This window comes from Streptomyces sp. NPDC058246 (genome assembly GCF_042881985.1).
Taxonomy (GTDB): Bacteria; Actinomycetota; Actinomycetes; order Streptomycetales; family Streptomycetaceae; genus Streptomyces.
Genome location: NZ_JBHVWZ010000005.1, coordinates 77,301 through 94,921 on the forward strand (window position 1 = coordinate 77,301; position 17,621 = coordinate 94,921).

The following is a 17,621-nucleotide window of genomic DNA, read 5'->3' on the forward strand; positions in this document are numbered from 1 at the left end:
GGGGCGGAATCCGCACCGTGGTTGCCGAGCGGTTCCTGGTGGTCGAGCGGCTCCTGGTGGCCGACGGCCCGGCGCCCGTGGCCGGGCGGGGCTGGATCTCGCCCCAAGGGGCGCGGGCCGGATGAACGGGGCGCCGGGAGCGCCCGCCGAAGGGGCCGCCCGGAGACGCCGGTGCCCGGAATCCACGGGGTGGCCGATCTGCTGCCGCCTCCGTCGCCCGGCCTCACACACCCCTTGCCGGGGGTAAATGCCACCTGGCGCCCCCTGGAGCCGCCCCATCGCCTCCTTGACAGTTCACTCAGTCCGTGGAGTACTGCGGAAAGCGACGCAGGGCGGACAAGTCGGGGGTGAGTCTCCTGCCGGAGTTGCGCTACCCCAGTGTGACCGAAATCGTCTCGTCCGCCCGGGCGTTGGCGGCTCACCGACCCGGCCTGTGCGTCCTCAGACAAGTGGGTGTCTCACGCGCGGGCAGACCCCTTCACCTGCTGTCCGTCGGCCACGCGCAGCGCGCGGTTCTCGTCGTGGCGGGCGCCCACTCCAATGAACCGACGGGCGGCTCGACCCTGTTGGCCCTGGCGGAACGCGCACTGCACGAGCGGGAGTTGCGCAGAAACACCTCCTGGCACTTCCTGCTCTGCGCCGACCCGGACGGGGCGAGCCTCCATGTGACACCCGCGCCCCGCACCCTGCTCGACTACCACCGGGGCTTCTTCCGTCCGGCCGGCCCCGAGCAGCCCGAATGGTCGCCCTCCGTCCTGCCGCCCGACCGGTTGCCGCCGGAGACCCGCGCCCTGACCCGGGTCATCGACGAACTGCGGCCCTACCTCCAGGTGACCCTGCACGGGACCGATCTGGGCGGCAGTTGGGTGCAGTTGACCAAGGACGTCCCGGGGCTCGCCGAGCCGTTCGCCAAGTCCGCGGCGGAGCTGCACATCCCGGTGGAGACGGCCGCTTCGGACGCCGCGGGCTGGCCCGCCTCGGGGCCCGGGGTGCATGTGATGCCGGCGCCCGGCTCGGACGCGGCGTACCCGAGCATGCCCGACGACGCACGGCACAGCACCTGGTACCACGCCCACCGGTACGGCGGTCTGACCGCCGTCGTCGAGGTGCCGATGTGGGCCAGTGACCTGGTGGACGATCCGGCGCCGCACCCCGCCCCGGCGGCGGCGATGCGGCGTCTGGCGCGTCGGCTGCTGCGCGACGCGCTCCAGGTGGAGGCGGTGCTCCGGGAGACCGTGCCGCGGCTGCCGGGCCCTGACGGGCCGCTTCTGCGGGCCGCCAAGTGGGCGCTGGAGCTGGTGCCGGGCCTCGCCGAAGACTGGGTCCAGACGCCGCCTCCGAACACGACGATGGCGTACATCGGAAGCGTCGACGCGTTCGGCCGCCGGCTCCCGCTGCGGGCCGCCGCGATGCTGTTGCGCGTCCTCCAGGAGTTCGACGACCGCGAGGCGCCACGCCTGGAACACCTCGTGGCCCTCTGGAGCGACGCCTTCGCCGAACGGTTCCGCGCCCGCTGGGTGCCGCTGGAGCACCAGGTCGAGCATCAGGCCCGCACGGTGGTGGCGGCGGCGCGCCACGCGCGTGACGCCGCGGCGTGAGGGTCGCGAGGGTTCCGAGGAGCACGCACGCACGCGCGCGTGCCGAGCCGCCGCCACCGCCCGACTCGATCCGATCCGATCCGACCGGTGAGTCGTTCAGTCAGGCAGTGAGCCGGCCGGCCAGTCGGTCGGTCAGTCAGTCCGACAGCTGGAACACCGCACCCGTCTCGGCCTCCATCACGCACGAGTTCGAGAAGGTGTGCTTGTACGTGATCCTGCGGCCGTCCCATTCACCCAGGGCGGCGGCGGTCACCGGGGCGTAGATCATGGAGCACAGGACGTCGGCCCGGGGCGGGACACGGGAGATGTCGCCCCCGGCGGCGCGGAGTTCCGCACAGGCCTGGGCCGCGTGCGAGTGCTGCCCCCCGGGCGGGTCGCACAGCAGCAGGGCGCCGTGCACGGAGCTGGAGGTGAGGTCACCTTGCGTGACGGTGAGGTGGAGCCAGTTGCCGGGCAGGGACTCCTGGGGTGCCGCGTGGGCCGGGGCGGCACCCACCGTGAGGAGAGTGGCCACGGCGAGCAGACCGGCGCGGATGGTTTTCGTCGGAATGGATTTCGTCGGAATGGATTTCGTCATTCCCGATGCATCGGCACCGCGGCCTGCGAACCCCACCCGCACTCACCCGAACGGGCACGCACGCGCGCGTGCCGCCCGGCGAGGTCGAAGGCGGCGAGCACCACGCGCGCCTGGTACTCGACCTGGCGGGCCACCGGAATCCAGCGCGCGCCGCAGCCGTCGCGGTAGTCGGCGCACCACTCGTCGATGAGCCCGTCGAGCTCCGGCAGCGCGCCGCGCGGGTCGTCCCCGGAGAGGGTCACGAGCTGATGCAGCAGCCCGGCCGTGCGGAGCGCGACCCGGCGTCCCGCGAGGCGCAGGGCCGTCAGACGGGCGGTGTCGAGCGGCGGCAGGGGGCGCGCGGCGGCGTCGTACGCGTCGGGGTCCCACGAGTCGGCGAGCCCGGGGCCGACCAGTAAATAGTCGTCCACGGGGGCGAGGAGGCGGGCCACGTCCGGGGAGGCGCCGAGGCCGGGCCGCACGCGGGCGAGGATGCCCTCCAGGAGTCGCGTGTCGTGGCGCAGCGTGCGGCTGACGGAGCGCAGCAGCGCGTCGGCGTCGGCGGGCCGCGCGGGGTTCTCCACGGCCGCCACCCCCCACATGGGCGCCTCGACGACCGCCGTCACCGTGCCGTACGGGTGCGGGTGGAACCAGGTGGACTCGACAGCGGCCTCCGTGATGGCGGCGGCGAGATCTCCCCTGCGCGGCGGCGGGATGCGGTAGACGGCGGGCCCGAGCGTCGGCCAGTACAGGGTGTCGTACGGGCCGAGTTCGCGCGGGATGCCCAGGCGCGCGGCGGTGTGCGCGACGCGCTGGGCGAGCCCGGGCAGTTCGCGGGTCAGCTCGACGAAGGCGCCGCCGACGTCGACGCCGTGCAGCGAGCACTGCAGGAAGGGCCGCAGCTCGTCCTGGAGGTCGAGCAGGGCGCGGGTCTCCGGCAGAGCGGCCCCGTCCGCCCCCTCAGGGAGCCACTCGGGCTGTTCCAGGAAGCCCGGCCGGAAGAAGTGCCGGAAGTAGTTGCCGAGGGTGTACGGGCCCGACAGCCAGGCTTCGTTGCGGCGGGCGCCGTCGGGGTCGAGGCAGAGCAGCAGGTTCCAGGTGGCGTCCGCCCCTTCGGTCAGCCGGGGGTCGGCGAGCGCCCGTTCGGCCAGGCGCAGGGCCGTGGCGCCGCCGACGGGTTCGTTGGCGTGCGGTCCGGCGACGACGAGGGCCTGGCGGCTGCCGTGTCCGACGGACAGAAGCCACAGCGGTGCGCCCGCCCGGGAGGTGCCGACGCGGCGCAGCCGGGCGTCCCGCGGATGGCGGGTGACGAGCGCGTCCGCACGGGCACCCAGCTCGTCCACAGTCGGGTAGCGGAGGAGTGGCGGCAGGGCACACCTCCACTTATGTGGTGCCGTCGGTTCACCTGGTGTGCATGGTGTACGCACAGTCAGTCACGGCTCGTGGGGTACGTCAACACCATGGAACGTAAGGGATGTTGAGGAAAACAGTATGGAATACCGGGCCAGAGGTCGACTGGACCGGGGCTCAGGCCGAAACGGGGCCCAGGCCGAAACGGGGTCCACTCCGCCAGGGGGCACGCTCCGACAGGGAGCTCAAGCCGACAGGAGACGCTCAGCCCGACAGGAGACACTCAACCCGACACGACGACACTCAGTCCGACACGCCGACGCTCAGTCCGACGACAGACGGAACAACATCCGCCCGAACCCGATCTGGTCGCCGTCCTTGACGACGACGGAGCCGATGACCCGCCGTCCGTTGACCGTGGTGCCATTGGTCGAGCCGAGGTCGCGCAGCACCCACAGTCCGCCCTGCCGGCTCAGTTCGGCGTGCACCCGGGACACCGTCTCGTGGTTGAGCCGAAGTCCGCTGGCGGGGTCACGGCCGATGCGCAGCGGGTACGGGTTGCCCGGGTGGGGCAGCTGGAGCTTCGGGAGCCGCTCGGCCTGCCAGGCCCTGCGCAGCCGTACGGTGAAGCCGGAGACCGCCTCCACGGTGCCGAACACCAGCCTCGACCAGCGGCCCTCGGTGGGCAGGTCGGCCGTGAGCGCGGCGAGTTCGTCGGACCTGCGGGCGGCGAGCGCCAGCTCCATGCGGCGGATGAACGTGTCGTGCGAGAGACGGCCGAGGGCGACGCCGTCACGGAGCGACTTGAGCGCCCGGTCGCGCTCCGCGTCGGACAGCCGCGCGGGGTACGTGTGGAACTCGAAAGACGACGTCACGCTGGTGATTGTCGGTCAGCGGGGACGGGGTGTCCAGAAAACGGGGAAACGGGGCCGCGCCCGGCCGGAGCGCTCCGCGTGCCCGGAGGCGTGACAGGAGGCGTGCCAGGAGGACGGCAAACACGCGGCAAAAGGGTGGATTCGAAAGCGAATTGATCTCACGTGCAGCACCATGGACGGATTACGTCACGGAGAGCTGACAAGGGGGAACCGTCTGTGCGGTTCGAGGTGTGGGCACCGCAGGCCGACCGGGTGACGCTCCATTGCGCGAGCGCCACGCGCGCGTTGGAGCGCGATCCGGAGCGAGCGGGGTGGTGGACGGGCGACGCGGACGCGCAGGACGGGACGCGGTACGGGTTCGCGGTCGACGGCGGCCCCGTGCTGCCCGATCCCCGCTCACGGCGGCAGCCGGACGGCCCCGACGGGCTGAGCGCGGTGGTCGACCACGGGCGGTACACCTGGCACACCGAGTGGGCGGGCCGCCCGCTCCCGGGCGGGGTGCTGTACGAGCTGCACGTGGGGACGTACACCGGCGAGGGTACGCTCGACGCCGCCGCCGACCGCCTCGGCCATCTGGCGGAACTGGGTGTCACCCACGTCGAGTTGATGCCGCTGTGCCCGTTCCCCGGGCGGCACGGCTGGGGGTACGAGGGCGTCTCGCTGTGGGCCGTGCACGAGCCCTATGGCGGTCCCGAGGCGCTGAAGCGCTTTGTCGACCGGGCGCACGAACTCGGCCTGGGCGTCGTCCTCGACGTCGTGCACAACCATTTCGGCCCGTCCGGCAACCACCTGCCCGCGTTCGGGCCCTACTTCACGGACACCCATCACACGCCCTGGGGCTCCGCCGTGAACCTGGACGCGCCCGGTTCGGACGAGGTGCGCGCGTATCTCGTCGGCAGCGCGCTGGCGTGGCTGCGCGACTACCGGCTCGACGGACTGCGCCTGGACGCGGTGCACGCGCTGTGCGACACACGTGCGTTGCCCTTCCTGGAGGAGCTGTCCACGGCCGTCGACGCCCTCTCGGACGACCTCGGACGACCGCTCTTCCTGATCGCCGAATCGGATCTGAACGACCCGCGGCTCGTCACCCCCCGCGAGGAGGGCGGCCTCGGACTGCACGCGCAGTGGAACGACGACTTCCACCACGCACTGCACACCGCGCTGACCGGTGAGGCGCAGGGCTACTACGCGGACTTCGGCCGCGCTCCCTTCGCGGCGCTCGCGAAGACGCTGACGTCCGGCTACTTCCACGACGGCACGTACTCCAGCTTCCGCGGCCGCCATCATGGCCGCCCGCTCGACCGTACGCGCGTCTCGGCGCACCGCCTGCTCGGTTACGCCCAGACCCATGACCAGATCGGCAACCGCGCCCAGGGCGACCGGCTCTCCGCCTCCCTCTCCCCCGGGCTGCTGGCCTGCGCCGCCACGCTGACGCTCACCGCGCCCTTCACCCCCATGCTCTTCATGGGCGAGGAGTGGGCCGCCGGCACGCCCTGGCAGTTCTTCACCGACCACACCGATCCCGAGCTCGCCGAGGCGGTACGGCGTGGCAGGCGACGGGAGTTCGCCGCGCACGGCTGGGCCGAGGAGGACGTCCCCGACCCACAGGACCCGGCGACCCGGGACCGCTCCTGCCTCGACTGGTCGGAACCGGAACAGGCGCTCCACGCGCGCGTGCTGGCCTGGTATCGCGAGCTGATCGCCCTGCGCCACCGCCAGGCCGACCTCTCGGACCCCGATCTCGCCGCGGTCCGGGTCGCCTACGACGCGGAGGCCCGCTGGCTGGCCCTCCGGCGCGGTGACGTCAGCGTGGCCGTCAACCTCTCCAAGGACACGGCGGCCATCCCGCTCGGCCTACGCCACGCGCGCGTGCTGGCCGCCTGGGAGCCGGTCGAAGCGCCGGCCGTGGACGGGGTGTTGAGCGTGCCGGGCGAGTCGTGCGTGGTGCTGACACAGGCGTGAGCGGCGGCAGGGCCCGGCGCCCGCACGGACCGCCGGGCGCCGACGGCCGGCCCCGCCGCCCCCGACGTAAGCGTTTACGCACACGCTTACGCGAGCGTTGACGTCCGCCTCGGCCACGGCACCTCGCCCTCGGCCACGGCACCTCGCCCTCGGCTACGGCGCCTCGTCCAGCCGGCCGACGGCCGGCCCCCGCCACCCCCGACGTAAGCGTCTACGCACACGCTCACGCGAGCGTTGACGTACGCCTCGGCCCCGGCACCTCGCCCTCGGCCACGGCCACCTCGGCCACCTCGGCCACCTCGGCTACGGTGCCTCGTCCAGCCCGTCCCGCAGGTCGGTGACCCGTTCCAGCAGGATCGCCTCCCAGGCGCGCAGCAGTTGCGTCTCCAGCAGCGGTACGGGGCTGTCGTCACGGCCCTGGAGGCGGTCGGCGAGGCGGATGACAGTGTCGCAGCGGGACAGCCACAGGCCGCGCAGACAGGGGCGGGCGCCGTACCCGGCGAGCGTGGCGGCGCGTACGGCCGCCGGGGCGCCGACGGCGATCGCGAGCCCGGCGATGTCCTCGGCGGGATCGCCGATCACCGTGCCGGTCCAGCCGAGGACGCCCCGCACCCGCCCATCGGTGCCGACCACGAGGTGTTCGCCCTTGAGGCCATGGTGCACGAGGAACGCGGCGCCGGGCTGTGCGCCGAGCTGGCCGGCGGCGGGCGCGTTGAGCTGGGCGAGACGCGCCGGGTCGAACTCGTCGGCGCCGGCGAGTTCCTCGGCGGCGCGCACGGCGGCCGTGCGCAGCGTCTCCAGGGAGCGCGGCGCGGTGCGCGGGACGCCGAGCGTCTCGGCCTGGCGTACCGGCACGTCGCGCAGCCCTGTGAGCAGCGCCGCGAGGTCCGCCTCGCCGACGGCCGTGACGGGCTGCGCCTCGGCGGAGGCACCGGGGAGCCTGGTGTCCAGGGTGTAGCTCAGTCCGCTCGCCCACTCGCCGTGCGCGACGCTCACCGGGACCGGAACCCCGATGTGCGGGCGGACCAGGTCGCGCAGCCGCAGTTCGCGGCGTTGGCGTGCGGAGGCGTCACGGTCCCGGGCGAGGCGCAGCACATGGCGTGTGCCGACCCACCAGGTGGCGTGCTCGCCCCCCTCGGCGACGGGCCGCACGTGGGGTCCCGCGCCCGCCGTCGCGCCGTCGGCGAGCAGTGAACGGACCAGTCGGCGGACGGTGTCCGCGGTCGGTGTGGGTGCCTGGGTCATGGTCGCGCCCTTGTCGTTCGGGGGCGTGGGCGGTGCTCCTGCCGCACGGTCGGGTCGTGCACGTCAGTCGACGATCACCAGCTCGCGGGAGGTGGTGTTGAAGCGCCGCCCGCCGTCCTCCGTCACGGTCACGATGTCCTCGATGCGCACTCCGAAGCGGCCGGGCAGATAGATGCCGGGCTCCACGGAGAAGCACATTCCGGGGACGAGGGGCTGCTGTTCACCCTCGATCATGTACGGCGGTTCGTGGGTCGTGACGCCGATGCCGTGCCCGGTGCGGTGGATGAAGTACTCGCCGTACCCGGCCTCGGTGATGACCGCGCGGGCCGCCCGGTCGACGTCCTGGCAGGCGGCGCCGGGCCTGACCGCGCGGAAGCCCGCCTCCTGGGCGGCGCGCACGATGTCGTGGACCCTGCGTTCCTCGTCGTCGGGTTCGCCGACGTGGACGGTGCGGGAGGTGTCGGAGCCGTAGCCCTCCTTGAGTCCGCCGAAGTCCAGGACGACCATGTCGCCGTGCTCGATGACCCGGTCGGCGGCCTCGTGATGCGGGTTGGCGCCGTTCGGGCCGGAGGCGACGATGGTGAAGTCGACCTGGGAGTGTCCGAACCGGCGCAGCAGATCGGCGATGTCGGCGGCCACCTCGGTCTCCCTGCGGCCGGCGAAGGGAACGTTCCGGATCTCCTCGTACGTTGCGTCCGCGGCCGCTCCCGCGGCCGCCAGCCGGTCAAGTTCCGCCGTGTCCTTGACGGCCCGCAGCATCGGCAGGGCCTCGGTGAGGGCGATGTGGCGGGTGCCCGGCAGCCGCTTCTGGATGCCGAGCAGGTGCAGGGCCCAGGCGTTGTCGCTCACCCCGAAGCGGCCGTCGCCGGCGAGGAGGGACGCGGCCGCCTCGTACGGGTCCTTGCCGTCGGTCCAGTCGCGGAGGGTCAGCGCGGGCGCGCCCGCCGCCTTGGCCGCGTCGGGCGCCTCCAGGGTGGGCACGACCAGCACCGGGTCCTGTCCGGGCCGCAGCACGAGCAGAGTGAGCCGCTCGGTCTCGACGGGCCGGTACCCGGTCAGCCACACCAGATCGGGCCCCGGCGCCACCAGGACGCCGTCGAGCCCGGCGTCCGCGGCGGCCTCGGCCGCGCGTCGCATCCGGGCCTCGTAGTCGCCGGCGGTGAAGGGCGCGGGCGTGCCGGTCATCCATGCCTCCGTCTGTCCGGAGTTCCCCAGGGGGCTACGGGCAGCATCCTGCCCTTCCGGTGGGGCGGGCGCGAGCCGGTTGACGCCGTCGCGCGTCAGCTCTCCAGGGCGAGGCGGGCGCCCAGGAGCAGCAGGACGCCTCCGGAGACCTGCTCCAGGCGGCGGCGCACGCCGGTCCGGGACAGCACGGCCTTCATCCGGCCGACGAACCACACGTACAGGCCGTAGTAGCCGACTTCGTAGACCGCCCAGAGCGCCGCAAGGCCGACCATGGTGGGCAGATGCGGGGCGCCCTGGGGTACGAACTGCGGCAGGAAGGACATCGCGAAGATGGCCGCCTTCGGGTTGGCGAGGTTCAGCAGCAGCCCGCCCCGGTAGGAGGCCCAGCCGCTCTTCTCGGCGCCCTCCCAGCCGCCTTCCACGGCTCCCTTGGAGCGGCGCGCCTGCCACAGCGTCTGGACGCCGAAGCCGACGAGCACCGCGGCGCCGACGATCCGCATGACGTCGTACGCCATCTCGGACGCGGCGAGCAGCGCGGTGAGGCCGAAGGCGGCGACCAGGCCCCAGATGAAGACGCCGGTCTCGTTGCCGAGCACGGTCAGGAAGCCGGAACGCCTGCTGCGCAGGGACTGCTTGATGATCAGCACGGTGCTCGGGCCGGGCGAGGCGGCGATCAGCGTGCAGGCGCCGAGGAAGGCGAGGAGGGTGCTCAACATGCGGCCATCGTGACGTGCCGTCTTACGTGCGGCCAGCCCTTTTTCCGGTCCCGTGCGGCACTCTCCTCCCACTCCCCTTCTAACGGCCGCGTGTTGCCCAGCCATTAGGGCTAATGCTTGGATGAGTTACTTCCATTAGCTCGACGAGGGGATGGGCATGCTCGTACTGGCGCACATCAGCGACCTTCACCTGGACGGGACCGAGCGGGCGACACAGCGGGCCGAGCGGGTGCGTGACCGGCTGTGGGAGCTGCCCGGGCGGGTGGACGCGCTGCTGGTCACGGGGGACATCGCGGACCACGGCGCGGAGGCGGAGTACGAGGAGGCGGCCCGCCTGTTCGGACTGCGCGACGCCGGGGCCCCCTTCCCCGTACTCACCTGCCCGGGCAACCACGACAGCCGCGCGCCCTACCGCAAGGCCCTCGTCGGGCTGCCCGCGGCCGACGGCCCGGTCAACAGCGTCCATGTCTTCGACGGCGCGGCCGTGCTGATGTGCGACTCCAGCATTCCGGGCCGGGACGAGGGAGAGCTCGACGAGGAGACGTACGCCTGGATCGACGCGACGCTCGACGAACTGGACGGCGGCCTGCCGGCGTTGCTCGCCTTCCACCACCCGCCGGTGGCACTGCACCATCCACTGCCGGACGGATACCAGTTGCGCCAACCGCGTTCCCTGGCAGCGCTGTTGGAGCGCAGGCCCGAGGTCGTCGGGCTCATCACCGGCCACGCGCACACGCCCGCGGCGACCGCCTTCGCCGGACGGCCCCTCGTGGTCGGCCCCGGCGTGACGTGGACGCTGCGGCTGCCCTGGGAGGGCGAGAGGGTCGCGGACCGGGACGCTCCTCCCGGGTTCGCTTTTCATGTTCTGGACGACGAGGGACGGTTGACGAGTCACTTCAGGGTCGCCTGAAGGGGCGTTGGAAGTCCGGAACGGGCCACCGGCCTCAAGGGGCCTCGAAGGAGGCGTTCGCGTACGTCACCTCACGTCACGTCACGACACCGGGGACCGTCGACAATTGCTGGTGGCCGCCGTTCGCGTGCCGCACGGTCAGGGTGACGGCGGTCCCGGGGCGCGCTGCCGCCACCGCGCGGGCGAGGTCGGCGGCCGACCCGATCCCGCTCTCACCGAAGGCCACCAGGACGTCGCCGCGGACCAGGCCCGCTGTGTAGCCCGGGCCGGGGATGTGGACACCGACCACGAGGGCGCCCGCGTCCTTGGGGGCGTCGACGGCCTCGACGCCGAGGGTCGCCTTCACCGGTTCCTTGCCGGGCTCCGTCGACGGGGTCGGACTCCCCGCGCCGGACGCCGACTTGGAGCCGCCGGGCCGCGGCGCGCCGGGGAGCTGCCCCGCTTGCCCCGGCGCCCCGTGCGCCCCTTGCGCTCCGGCCTGCTTCTGAAGGTCCGCCAGCTTGCTCATGCCGATCACCGTGGCGCCCACGGTGCCGAGTCCGACGCCTGACAGGACCAGCACCGTCCCGACGAACAGGCTGAACATCAGGGTCATCAGCCGCTTGCCGCGTCGGCGTGCGGCGTGCGGGCGCCGGGTGCCGCCGGGCGGCCGACCGCCGCCCGGTTCCTGGCCGGGCATCGGCTTGGGACGCAACGCGGTCTGTTCCATGGATCGCCTCCGGCAGATGCTCTACGGACCGCCTCCGGCTCTGTCTACCCTGCGCCCCGGCGCGGGACGATTCACGAACGAGTGAGACTGTCAAGCGCGTTCGAGAAGTTGGTCCGCCATGATCGCCGCCGCTCCGCGCAGCGACGCGCCGTGCACCAGCTCGGTGCGGTGCACGACACGCGGCGCCACGAGCGGGACGGCAACCGCTCCGGGCACGCCGGTGGCCGCCGTGCGCGGCAGCAGGGTCAGGCCGTGTCCTGCGGCGGCCAGCGCCGTGAGAGTACGGAGGTCGGTGCCCTCGTAGCGCAGGGCCGGGCGGAAACCTTCACTGCCGTGCGCGGCGCGGAGCTGGGCCAGCGGGAGTCCCGCGCCGGGGGCGTCCAGCCAGCGGGCGTCGACGAGGTCGCCGAGGCGCAACCCCGTGCGCCGGGCGAGCGGATGGGAAGCGGGCAACAGGACACAGACCGGCTCCTCGCCCGCGCCGTGCGTCGTCAGCGGTGCCACGTCGGGCAGCCGCAGGGGGTCGCTGGGCGCGGCGAGGCCGTCGACCAGGCCCAGGTCCGCGGTGCCGGTCGCGACCGCCGCGGGGATCTCGTCGCGGGCCAGCACCCGCAGGGTGACGCCGGCGGCGGGCAGCGCCGCGAGAGTACGCGACCCGAGGGCGGTCGGTGCGACGGCGAGCGACAGCCCGTGCTCGGGTGCGCCGGCCATCCGTACGACGTCGGCGCGGGCCGCGTCCAGGCGCAGCAGCAGCGGGCCCGCGTGTTCGAGGAGCCGCTCGCCGGCCGCCGTGGGCGCGACGGGACGCCGGGTGAGCAGGGGTGCGCCGAGGTCCTGCTCCAGCGCGGCGATGTGCTGGGACACCGCGGACTGGGTGTACCCGAGTTCGCGCGCGGCCTCCGAGAAGGACGCGAGCCGGGTCACCGTGACGTACGTACGCAGAAGATGCGGGTCCATGCGCTCCAGGATCCCGCATTCCATCAGCGTTGCTTATCGAGGGTGCAGAAATCATCGTTGGACGTGAACTGGACGGCGCGCCGAGGATGAGGCCATGACCACGCACACCTCAAGGAACGGCCCAGCCGCGGACATGCCGGCGCACGGCGCGAGCACGCCCGACGCGACCGACGTCCCGGCCAGGCGCACCCCGGCCGACGGCAGGACCACGCGCACGGCGAACGGCACGACCACGCTCACCCCGACGAACGGCACGACCGTGAACGCAGCACAGACCGCCCGTATCGCCCTGGTCGGCGACCGCTCCCCGAACGTCGTCTCGCACACCCGCGTCCCACTGCTCCTCGACGCCCTCGCCACCCGCGAGCGGATCGTCCTCGACGCCTACTGGATCCCGTCGGAGGACGCCGAGGACGAGGCGGCGGTACGCGGCTTCGACGCCGTGTGGGTGCTGCCGGGCAGCCCGTACCGGAGCGAGGCGGGAGTGCTCACGGCGGCCCGCACCGCACGGGAGGACGGTGTCCCGTTCCTCGGCACGTGCGGCGGCTTCCAGCACGCTCTCCTCGAGTACGCCCGCACGGTGTGCGGCCTCGCCGGGGTCGCGCACGCCGAGAACGACCCCGGCGCCGACGACTTCCTCATCGAGCCGCTCGCCTGTTCCCTCCTCGGCCACGAGGCCCTCGTCGTCGTCGAGCCGGGCTCGCTCGCGCATTCGGTGATCGGCTCCGAGCGGACGGTCGAGCGCTACTTCTGCGCGTACGGGCCCTCCCGCCACCTCGACACGCTGCGGGCGCACGGGCTGCGCTTCAGCGGGCACGACGAGGACGGTCACGTCAGGATCGCCGAACTCCCCGGCCATCCCTTCTACTTGGCCACCCTCTTCCAGCCGGAGCTGTCCGGGGACGGCTCGCGCCCGCATCCGATCGTGCGGGCGCTGGCCCGGGCGGCCGTGGCCCACGCCGCCGTCGCGCGCGAGGGCCGACCGGTGTGACCGTGGCGGCACCCGGTCGCGCCGGGCCGCCTCGGAGGACCTGTCAGACGGGGGCCGGAAAGGCCGATGGGACGGCAGGCGACACCGAGGTGCCGGGCCAGGCGAACGGCAGCGTGGGCGCCTGGTCCGGAACGAAGCCGTGGGCGCGCCGGGCCAGGTCGGCCGCGCCGTAGCGGTGGCAGTCCTGGTGCCACTTCAGGATCCCGGCCGTCCAGTTCTGCAGCTCCGCCACGTAGCCCCGCATGATCTCGCGCACCTCCTCCGAGAGCTTGAAATCCTCGTACAGGATGGGGAGTTCATGGGTGGCGACGTGTTGGAACTGCTGCATGCGCTGGGTCATCAGGTCGTGGATGATGCCGAGCGCGGTCGGGTAGTCGCAGCCGAAGAAGTTCTGGACGACGAGGATGCCGTTGTGGATCTCGCCCTCGTACTCGATCTCCTTCTGGTACGAGAAGACGTCGTTCATGAGCATCGCGTAGTCCATGGCGGCGTTCTCCAGCGACCGGACGGGGCCGCTGCGGTAGACCTCCGGCGGAACCTTCCGGCCGTGACCGAGGCGGCACAGGCTCATGGTGAGTTCGGAGCCGAACGTGGCGCGGCGCATCTCCAGGTAGTCGACCGGGTCGGGGATACGGTGCTGGATCTGGTTGGACAGCTCCCACAGCCAGCTCTCCGTCATCACGTCGACCGCGGCCCGGAACTGACGGCGCTCGTCCGGCGTCATCTCCGCGGCGGTGCGCTGCCAGAGCTCGATGAGGCCGCGCTCCATGCCGTTGACCGGGACGGGGACCTCCTCGCCGTCGACGGGCATGCAGGCCGACAGGCGCGCGGTGGTCTGCTTGGCGGCAGCCAGGTCGCGGCGGTTGCCGAAGACGAGCGGGTAGTAGTCGTCGCCGTAGGTTCCCCAGGCCAGCCACTGGGAACTGACGTCGAGGGCTTCCGGCGTCGCGTCCGGGTGGATGCCGGCCGCGCAGAGCGGCAGGTCGTAGGCGGCGAGTTTGTCTTCGTCCCAGACGCCCTCCGCGAGCATGCCCATGGCGTGCATCCAGCCGGTGAGGCGCTCGCGTGCGCCTGGCAGGTGCGGGCTGAGTGTCACCTCGAACGGCATGTAGAAGTCGGGGAGTCGGGACGGTCCGACCTTGCGGAAGGGGACATGGGTGTAGGAGCGCAGCCGCTCAGCTCCGGCCGCGGAGAGCAGGGCGCCGACGTCCACGGCGGACGTGCCGAACCCGCCGATGCCGAAGGGCCGCTCCGCCTCCAGCGCCCCCTCGTTCATGTAGCGGCTGGAGCGCATGTGCCACTCGTGGCCGCCCGACTGCCAGTCCTGCAGACCTTGTGTGTACGCGGCGACCGCCGCGACCTCGTCCGGGGTGAGCCCCTTCTCGGCCGCCAGCGCGGGCACTTCGGCGAGCGCGGTGTGCTCGAACTGGTGGAGCCGCGAGGTGAGGATGTCGTTGACGGCCTCGGCGGCCTCCTGGGTGGTGCAGCCGAAGAACGTCTCCAGGACGAGGATGCCGTTGCTGAGCTCGCCCTCCTCCTCGACCTCCCGCTGGTAGGAGAAGAGGTCGTTGCGCAGGTGCACACCGTCGGAGAAGGTCTCCATCAGCACGCGCAGGGGCCTGGACTCGGCGACAGAGACGGGGACTTCGGCCGTCGCGTACTCGACGAGCCCCGCCGACCAGGGGGCGCCGCCCACCTTGCGGCGCATCTCGATGTACTCGACGGGGTTGGCGATCCGTCCTTCGTTGATGTTGGAGAGCTCCCACAGGGACTCGTTCAGCAGATGCTCGGTGGAGACGGCGAATCGCTCGCGCCACTCCAGGGACATCGACGGCACCGTGCGCGCCCACAGGTCGGCGAGGCCCGCCTCGACCGGATTCTCCGGCTCCGGTACGGGAGTCGAGAGGTCCAGCGGCATGAAGAGGGGCAGCCGGTCGAGGTACGCCTTGCCGCCGTCGCGGTCCTGGCTGCGTTTGAAGGTCTCCAGGAAGTGGTCGTCGAAGAAGAACACCCACACGTACCAGTCGGTGATGAGGGAGAGCGCGGGCCCGTCGCAGTCGGGGTGCGTGTACGCGCACAGCAGGCCGTAGTCGTGCGCGTCGAGGTCGGACTGTTCCCAGATGCCGGAGCCCTCCAGCATGCCCATTCCGCGTGCCCACTCGACCGAGTGGACCCGCGCCTCGTCGAGGTGCGGGTTCAGCCGCGCGGGATACGGCATGTAGAAGTGCGGGAGTTCGAACGGCTGCGTCATGGCCGGGCCCTACCCATGCCCTTCCGGCGACATCCGCCTGCCTGGACATGATCACACCATCGCGTGAATCCGGACGTTTTCGATGCGTGACGGCACGGTGCACAGGCAACGGACGTCCTGCCGATCAACGGGTGCGACGACGACGAACACGGATCGGCGGTCGGCCTGTTCGGCCCCTCCGGCGTGGACACGCCCCTTGCCGTCCCGGAGCCGGCCGGTCACCGTGGTCGTATGACCTCCTTCGTGCTCCCCCATGAAGTGCACGGCGACGGCGCCCACAAGGTGTTCGCCGTGCACGGTTGGTTCGCCGACCGGTCCGCGTACGCGGCGGTGCTGCCCGACCTCGACCGCTCCGCGTTCCAGTACGCGCTGGTCGATCTGCGCGGCTACGGAGAAGCCCGGGACGCGGCCGGCGCGTTCACGACCGCCGAGGCCGCCGCCGATCTCGTCGAACTGGCGGACCGGCTCGACTGGGAGCGGTTCTCGGTGGTCGGTCACTCGATGGGCGGTGCCGTCGCGCAGCGCCTCCTCGCCCTCGCCCCGGACCGGGTGCGCCGGGTGGTCGGGATCTCCCCGGTGCCCGCTTCGGGGCTGGCGATGCCCGCGGACCAGTGGGAACTCTTCGCCGACGCCGCGCACAAGCCGGAGAACCGGCGCGCCATCATCGACTTCACGACCGGTGGCCGCCGCCCCGCCGCATGGCTCGACCGGATGGTGGCCCGCTCGCTCGCGCTCAGCGACGCGAAGGCGTTCCGCGCGTGGCTGGACTCCTGGGCCGGGGAGGACTTCCATGCCGAGGTGGAGGGGTCGAGGGTGCCCGCGCTGGCCGTGACGGGAGCCTTGGATCCCGCTCTCTCGGCGGGTCTGATGCGGGAGACCTGGCTGAGCTGGTTCCCCCGCGGCGACGCGCACGAGCTGCTCGGAGCGGGCCACTACGCGATGGACGAGACCCCGTTGGAGGTGATCCGAGTCGTGGAGGACTTCCTGCGCACGGACGACGCGGGCGCGCCGGCGGCCGGGCGCACGGACGAGGGCGAGCGCGTGTGAGCGTCGCGCGCGAGACCGCGCCGCCCGTGCCGGACGTCTTCGATCCCCGGCGGTACGCCGACGGGGTCCCGCACGCCGCGTACCGCGTCCTGCGCGACCATCACCCCGTCGCCTGGCAGCGGGAGCCCGAGGTGCTCGGCTGGCCGGCGGGTCCCGGGTTCTGGGCGGTGACCCGGCACGCGGACGTGGTCCGGGTGCTGAAGGACTCGGCGACGTACTCCTCGTACCTCGGAGCGACCCAGATTCGCGATCCGGACCCGTCCGACCTGCCGTTCATCCGTCGCATGATGCTCAATCAGGATCCGCCGGAGCACGGCCGGTTGAGGCGTCTGGTCAGCCGGGCGTTCACGCCCCGGCGCGTCGAGCACTTCGAGTCGGTCGCCCGCGAACGGGCCCGTACGCTGCTCGGGCAGGCGCTCGCCGGAGCCCGCGCCGGTGACGGCACCTGCGACCTCGTCGCCACCGTCACCGACGACTACGCCCTGCTCAACCTCGCGGACCTGCTCGGCGTGCCGGAGCGCGACCGCGGGCTGCTGCTGCGCTGGACGCGGCGCGTCATCGGCTACCAGGACCCCGACGAAGCGGGCACGCCGACGCTCGACGCCACCGGAAAACCGGTCAATCCGCGCTCTCCGGCCATGCTGCGGGACATGTTCGCGTACGCACGGCAGTTGGCCGCGCACAAGAGACGTCACCCCGATGACGACGTGCTGACCACCCTCGCCGTCGACCCCGAACTCGCCCCCGCCGAGCTGGAGATGTTCTTCTTCCTGCTCACCGTCGCGGGCAACGACACCGTGCGCGGTGCGGCTCCCGGAGGCCTGCTGGAGCTGGCGCAGCACCCGCACGCGTACGACGCACTGCGCAAGGGCCATGTCCAGCTCGGCACGGCTGTGGATGAGTTGCTGCGACGGCAGCCGCCCGTCCTCACCTTCCGCCGCACGGCGGCCTGCGACACGGAGCTGGCCGGGCAGCGCATCCGCGCGGGCGACAAGGTGGTCGTCTTCCATGCCTCGGCCAACCACGACGAGCGCGTCTTCAGCAACCCGCATCGCCTCGATCTCACCCGTGCCCCGAACCCCCATGTCTCCTTCGGGGACGGCCCGCACGTCTGCCTCGGCGCCCACTTCGCCCGTCTGCAGCTCCGTGTGCTCTACGAGGAGACCCTGCGGGCCCTGCCCTCCCTGCGGACCGCCGGACCTCCCCGCCGTCTCGTCTCGAACTTCATCAATGGGCTCAAGTCACTTCCGCTGCAGGTGACTTGAGCGA

The 17,621-nt window shown here is 72.5% G+C and carries 15 protein-coding genes; 6 read left to right on the plus strand and 9 right to left on the minus strand.

The features are described 5' to 3' along the window. Nucleotides 1–347: 347 nt before the first annotated feature. The gene (locus ACFVXA_RS09445; protein ID WP_390024646.1) at nucleotides 348–1,598 is read left to right on the plus strand and encodes a M14 family zinc carboxypeptidase; all 1,251 of its coding nucleotides are present in this window, start codon (nucleotides 348–350) and stop codon (nucleotides 1,596–1,598) included. A 136-nt stretch (nucleotides 1,599–1,734) separates the two neighbouring features. On the opposite strand, the gene ACFVXA_RS09450 is transcribed toward ACFVXA_RS09445, so the two are convergent. From ACFVXA_RS09450 to ACFVXA_RS09460, 3 genes are all read right to left on the minus strand, one after another. Further along, on the minus strand, nucleotides 1,735–2,175 hold the full coding sequence (locus tag ACFVXA_RS09450; RefSeq protein ID WP_390024495.1) for an SSI family serine proteinase inhibitor: 441 nt from the start codon (nucleotides 2,173–2,175) through the stop codon (nucleotides 1,735–1,737). Continuing rightward, nucleotides 2,172–3,497: a M14 family zinc carboxypeptidase gene (locus ACFVXA_RS09455; RefSeq protein ID WP_390024497.1), complete on the minus strand. Its 1,326-nt coding sequence runs from the start codon at nucleotides 3,495–3,497 to the stop codon at nucleotides 2,172–2,174. Before ACFVXA_RS09455 ends, ACFVXA_RS09450 begins: the two co-directional genes overlap by 4 nt. Before the next feature lie 330 nt (nucleotides 3,498–3,827). After that, nucleotides 3,828–4,379, minus strand: a complete 552-nt coding sequence (locus ACFVXA_RS09460; protein ID WP_362017431.1) for a DUF1707 and FHA domain-containing protein — start codon at nucleotides 4,377–4,379, stop codon at nucleotides 3,828–3,830. A gap of 216 nt (nucleotides 4,380–4,595) precedes the next feature. On the opposite strand from ACFVXA_RS09460, the gene treZ reads away from it, so the two are divergent. Further along, a complete protein-coding gene (gene treZ, locus ACFVXA_RS09465) occupies nucleotides 4,596–6,341 on the plus strand; it encodes a malto-oligosyltrehalose trehalohydrolase (RefSeq protein ID WP_390024499.1) in 1,746 nt (581 codons plus the stop codon). 303 nt (nucleotides 6,342–6,644) lie between these two features. Here treZ and ACFVXA_RS09470 read toward each other — a convergent pair whose 3' ends face one another. The 3 genes from ACFVXA_RS09470 to ACFVXA_RS09480 all read right to left on the minus strand — a co-directional run bounded on the left by ACFVXA_RS09470 (nucleotide 6,645) and on the right by ACFVXA_RS09480 (nucleotide 9,487). Next, entirely contained in the window at nucleotides 6,645–7,586 is a 942-nt protein-coding gene (locus tag ACFVXA_RS09470) for an aminoglycoside phosphotransferase family protein (RefSeq protein ID WP_390024501.1), read from the minus strand. Nucleotides 7,587–7,649: 63 nt separating this feature from the next. Next, nucleotides 7,650–8,771, minus strand: coding sequence for an aminopeptidase P family protein (locus tag ACFVXA_RS09475; RefSeq protein ID WP_384397351.1), 1,122 nt, complete (start codon nucleotides 8,769–8,771; stop codon nucleotides 7,650–7,652). A 95-nt stretch (nucleotides 8,772–8,866) separates the two neighbouring features. Beyond that, the gene (locus tag ACFVXA_RS09480) at nucleotides 8,867–9,487 is read right to left on the minus strand and encodes a LysE family translocator (RefSeq protein ID WP_384017702.1); all 621 of its coding nucleotides are present in this window, start codon (nucleotides 9,485–9,487) and stop codon (nucleotides 8,867–8,869) included. Nucleotides 9,488–9,644: 157 nt separating this feature from the next. Between ACFVXA_RS09480 and ACFVXA_RS09485 the strand changes: the two genes are divergently transcribed. Continuing rightward, nucleotides 9,645–10,397, plus strand: a complete 753-nt coding sequence (locus ACFVXA_RS09485) for a metallophosphoesterase (RefSeq protein WP_390024503.1) — start codon at nucleotides 9,645–9,647, stop codon at nucleotides 10,395–10,397. A gap of 76 nt (nucleotides 10,398–10,473) precedes the next feature. Here ACFVXA_RS09485 and ACFVXA_RS09490 read toward each other — a convergent pair whose 3' ends face one another. Beyond that, nucleotides 10,474–11,106, minus strand: coding sequence for a PDZ domain-containing protein (locus ACFVXA_RS09490; RefSeq protein WP_362017419.1), 633 nt, complete (start codon nucleotides 11,104–11,106; stop codon nucleotides 10,474–10,476). A 90-nt stretch (nucleotides 11,107–11,196) separates the two neighbouring features. After that, nucleotides 11,197–12,063 carry a LysR family transcriptional regulator gene (locus ACFVXA_RS09495; protein WP_362017417.1) on the minus strand — a complete coding sequence of 289 codons (867 nt, stop codon included), beginning with the start codon at nucleotides 12,061–12,063 and terminating at the stop codon, nucleotides 11,197–11,199. Nucleotides 12,064–12,157: 94 nt separating this feature from the next. Between ACFVXA_RS09495 and ACFVXA_RS09500 the strand changes: the two genes are divergently transcribed. After that, entirely contained in the window at nucleotides 12,158–13,054 is an 897-nt protein-coding gene (locus tag ACFVXA_RS09500) for a hypothetical protein (RefSeq protein WP_389752230.1), read from the plus strand. A 43-nt stretch (nucleotides 13,055–13,097) separates the two neighbouring features. Here ACFVXA_RS09500 and cyc2 read toward each other — a convergent pair whose 3' ends face one another. Continuing rightward, nucleotides 13,098–15,305, minus strand: a complete 2,208-nt coding sequence (gene cyc2, locus ACFVXA_RS09505; protein ID WP_389463457.1) for a germacradienol/geosmin synthase Cyc2 — start codon at nucleotides 15,303–15,305, stop codon at nucleotides 13,098–13,100. Nucleotides 15,306–15,536: 231 nt separating this feature from the next. Here cyc2 and ACFVXA_RS09510 point away from each other — a divergent pair, with 231 nt between their 5' ends. Together ACFVXA_RS09510 and ACFVXA_RS09515 are read left to right on the plus strand one after the other, a co-directional pair. Further along, nucleotides 15,537–16,352 (plus strand): alpha/beta fold hydrolase, encoded by an 816-nt coding sequence (locus ACFVXA_RS09510; RefSeq protein ID WP_390024505.1) that lies wholly within the window; start codon nucleotides 15,537–15,539, stop codon nucleotides 16,350–16,352. Continuing rightward, entirely contained in the window at nucleotides 16,349–17,617 is a 1,269-nt protein-coding gene (locus ACFVXA_RS09515; protein WP_390024507.1) for a cytochrome P450, read from the plus strand. The genes ACFVXA_RS09510 and ACFVXA_RS09515 overlap by 4 nt, the downstream gene beginning before the upstream one ends. Nucleotides 17,618–17,621: the final 4 nt, after the last annotated feature.

Bases quoted from the DNA above. Each gene is read 5' to 3' on its own strand.
- ACFVXA_RS09510 (WP_390024505.1), top strand. From the start codon at position 15,537: ATGACCTCCTTCGTGCTCCCCCATGAAGTGCACGGCGACGGCGCCCAC.
- ACFVXA_RS09480 (WP_384017702.1), bottom strand. From the start codon at position 9,487: ATGTTGAGCACCCTCCTCGCCTTCCTCGGCGCCTGCACGCTGATCGCC.
- ACFVXA_RS09475 (WP_384397351.1), bottom strand. From the start codon at position 8,771: ATGACCGGCACGCCCGCGCCCTTCACCGCCGGCGACTACGAGGCCCGG.
- ACFVXA_RS09470 (WP_390024501.1), bottom strand. From the start codon at position 7,586: ATGACCCAGGCACCCACACCGACCGCGGACACCGTCCGCCGACTGGTC.
- ACFVXA_RS09490 (WP_362017419.1), bottom strand. From the start codon at position 11,106: ATGGAACAGACCGCGTTGCGTCCCAAGCCGATGCCCGGCCAGGAACCG.
- ACFVXA_RS09495 (WP_362017417.1), bottom strand. From the start codon at position 12,063: ATGGACCCGCATCTTCTGCGTACGTACGTCACGGTGACCCGGCTCGCG.
- ACFVXA_RS09485 (WP_390024503.1), top strand. From the start codon at position 9,645: ATGCTCGTACTGGCGCACATCAGCGACCTTCACCTGGACGGGACCGAG.
- ACFVXA_RS09500 (WP_389752230.1), top strand. From the start codon at position 12,158: ATGACCACGCACACCTCAAGGAACGGCCCAGCCGCGGACATGCCGGCG.
- ACFVXA_RS09450 (WP_390024495.1), bottom strand. From the start codon at position 2,175: ATGACGAAATCCATTCCGACGAAATCCATTCCGACGAAAACCATCCGC.
- cyc2 (WP_389463457.1), bottom strand. From the start codon at position 15,305: ATGACGCAGCCGTTCGAACTCCCGCACTTCTACATGCCGTATCCCGCG.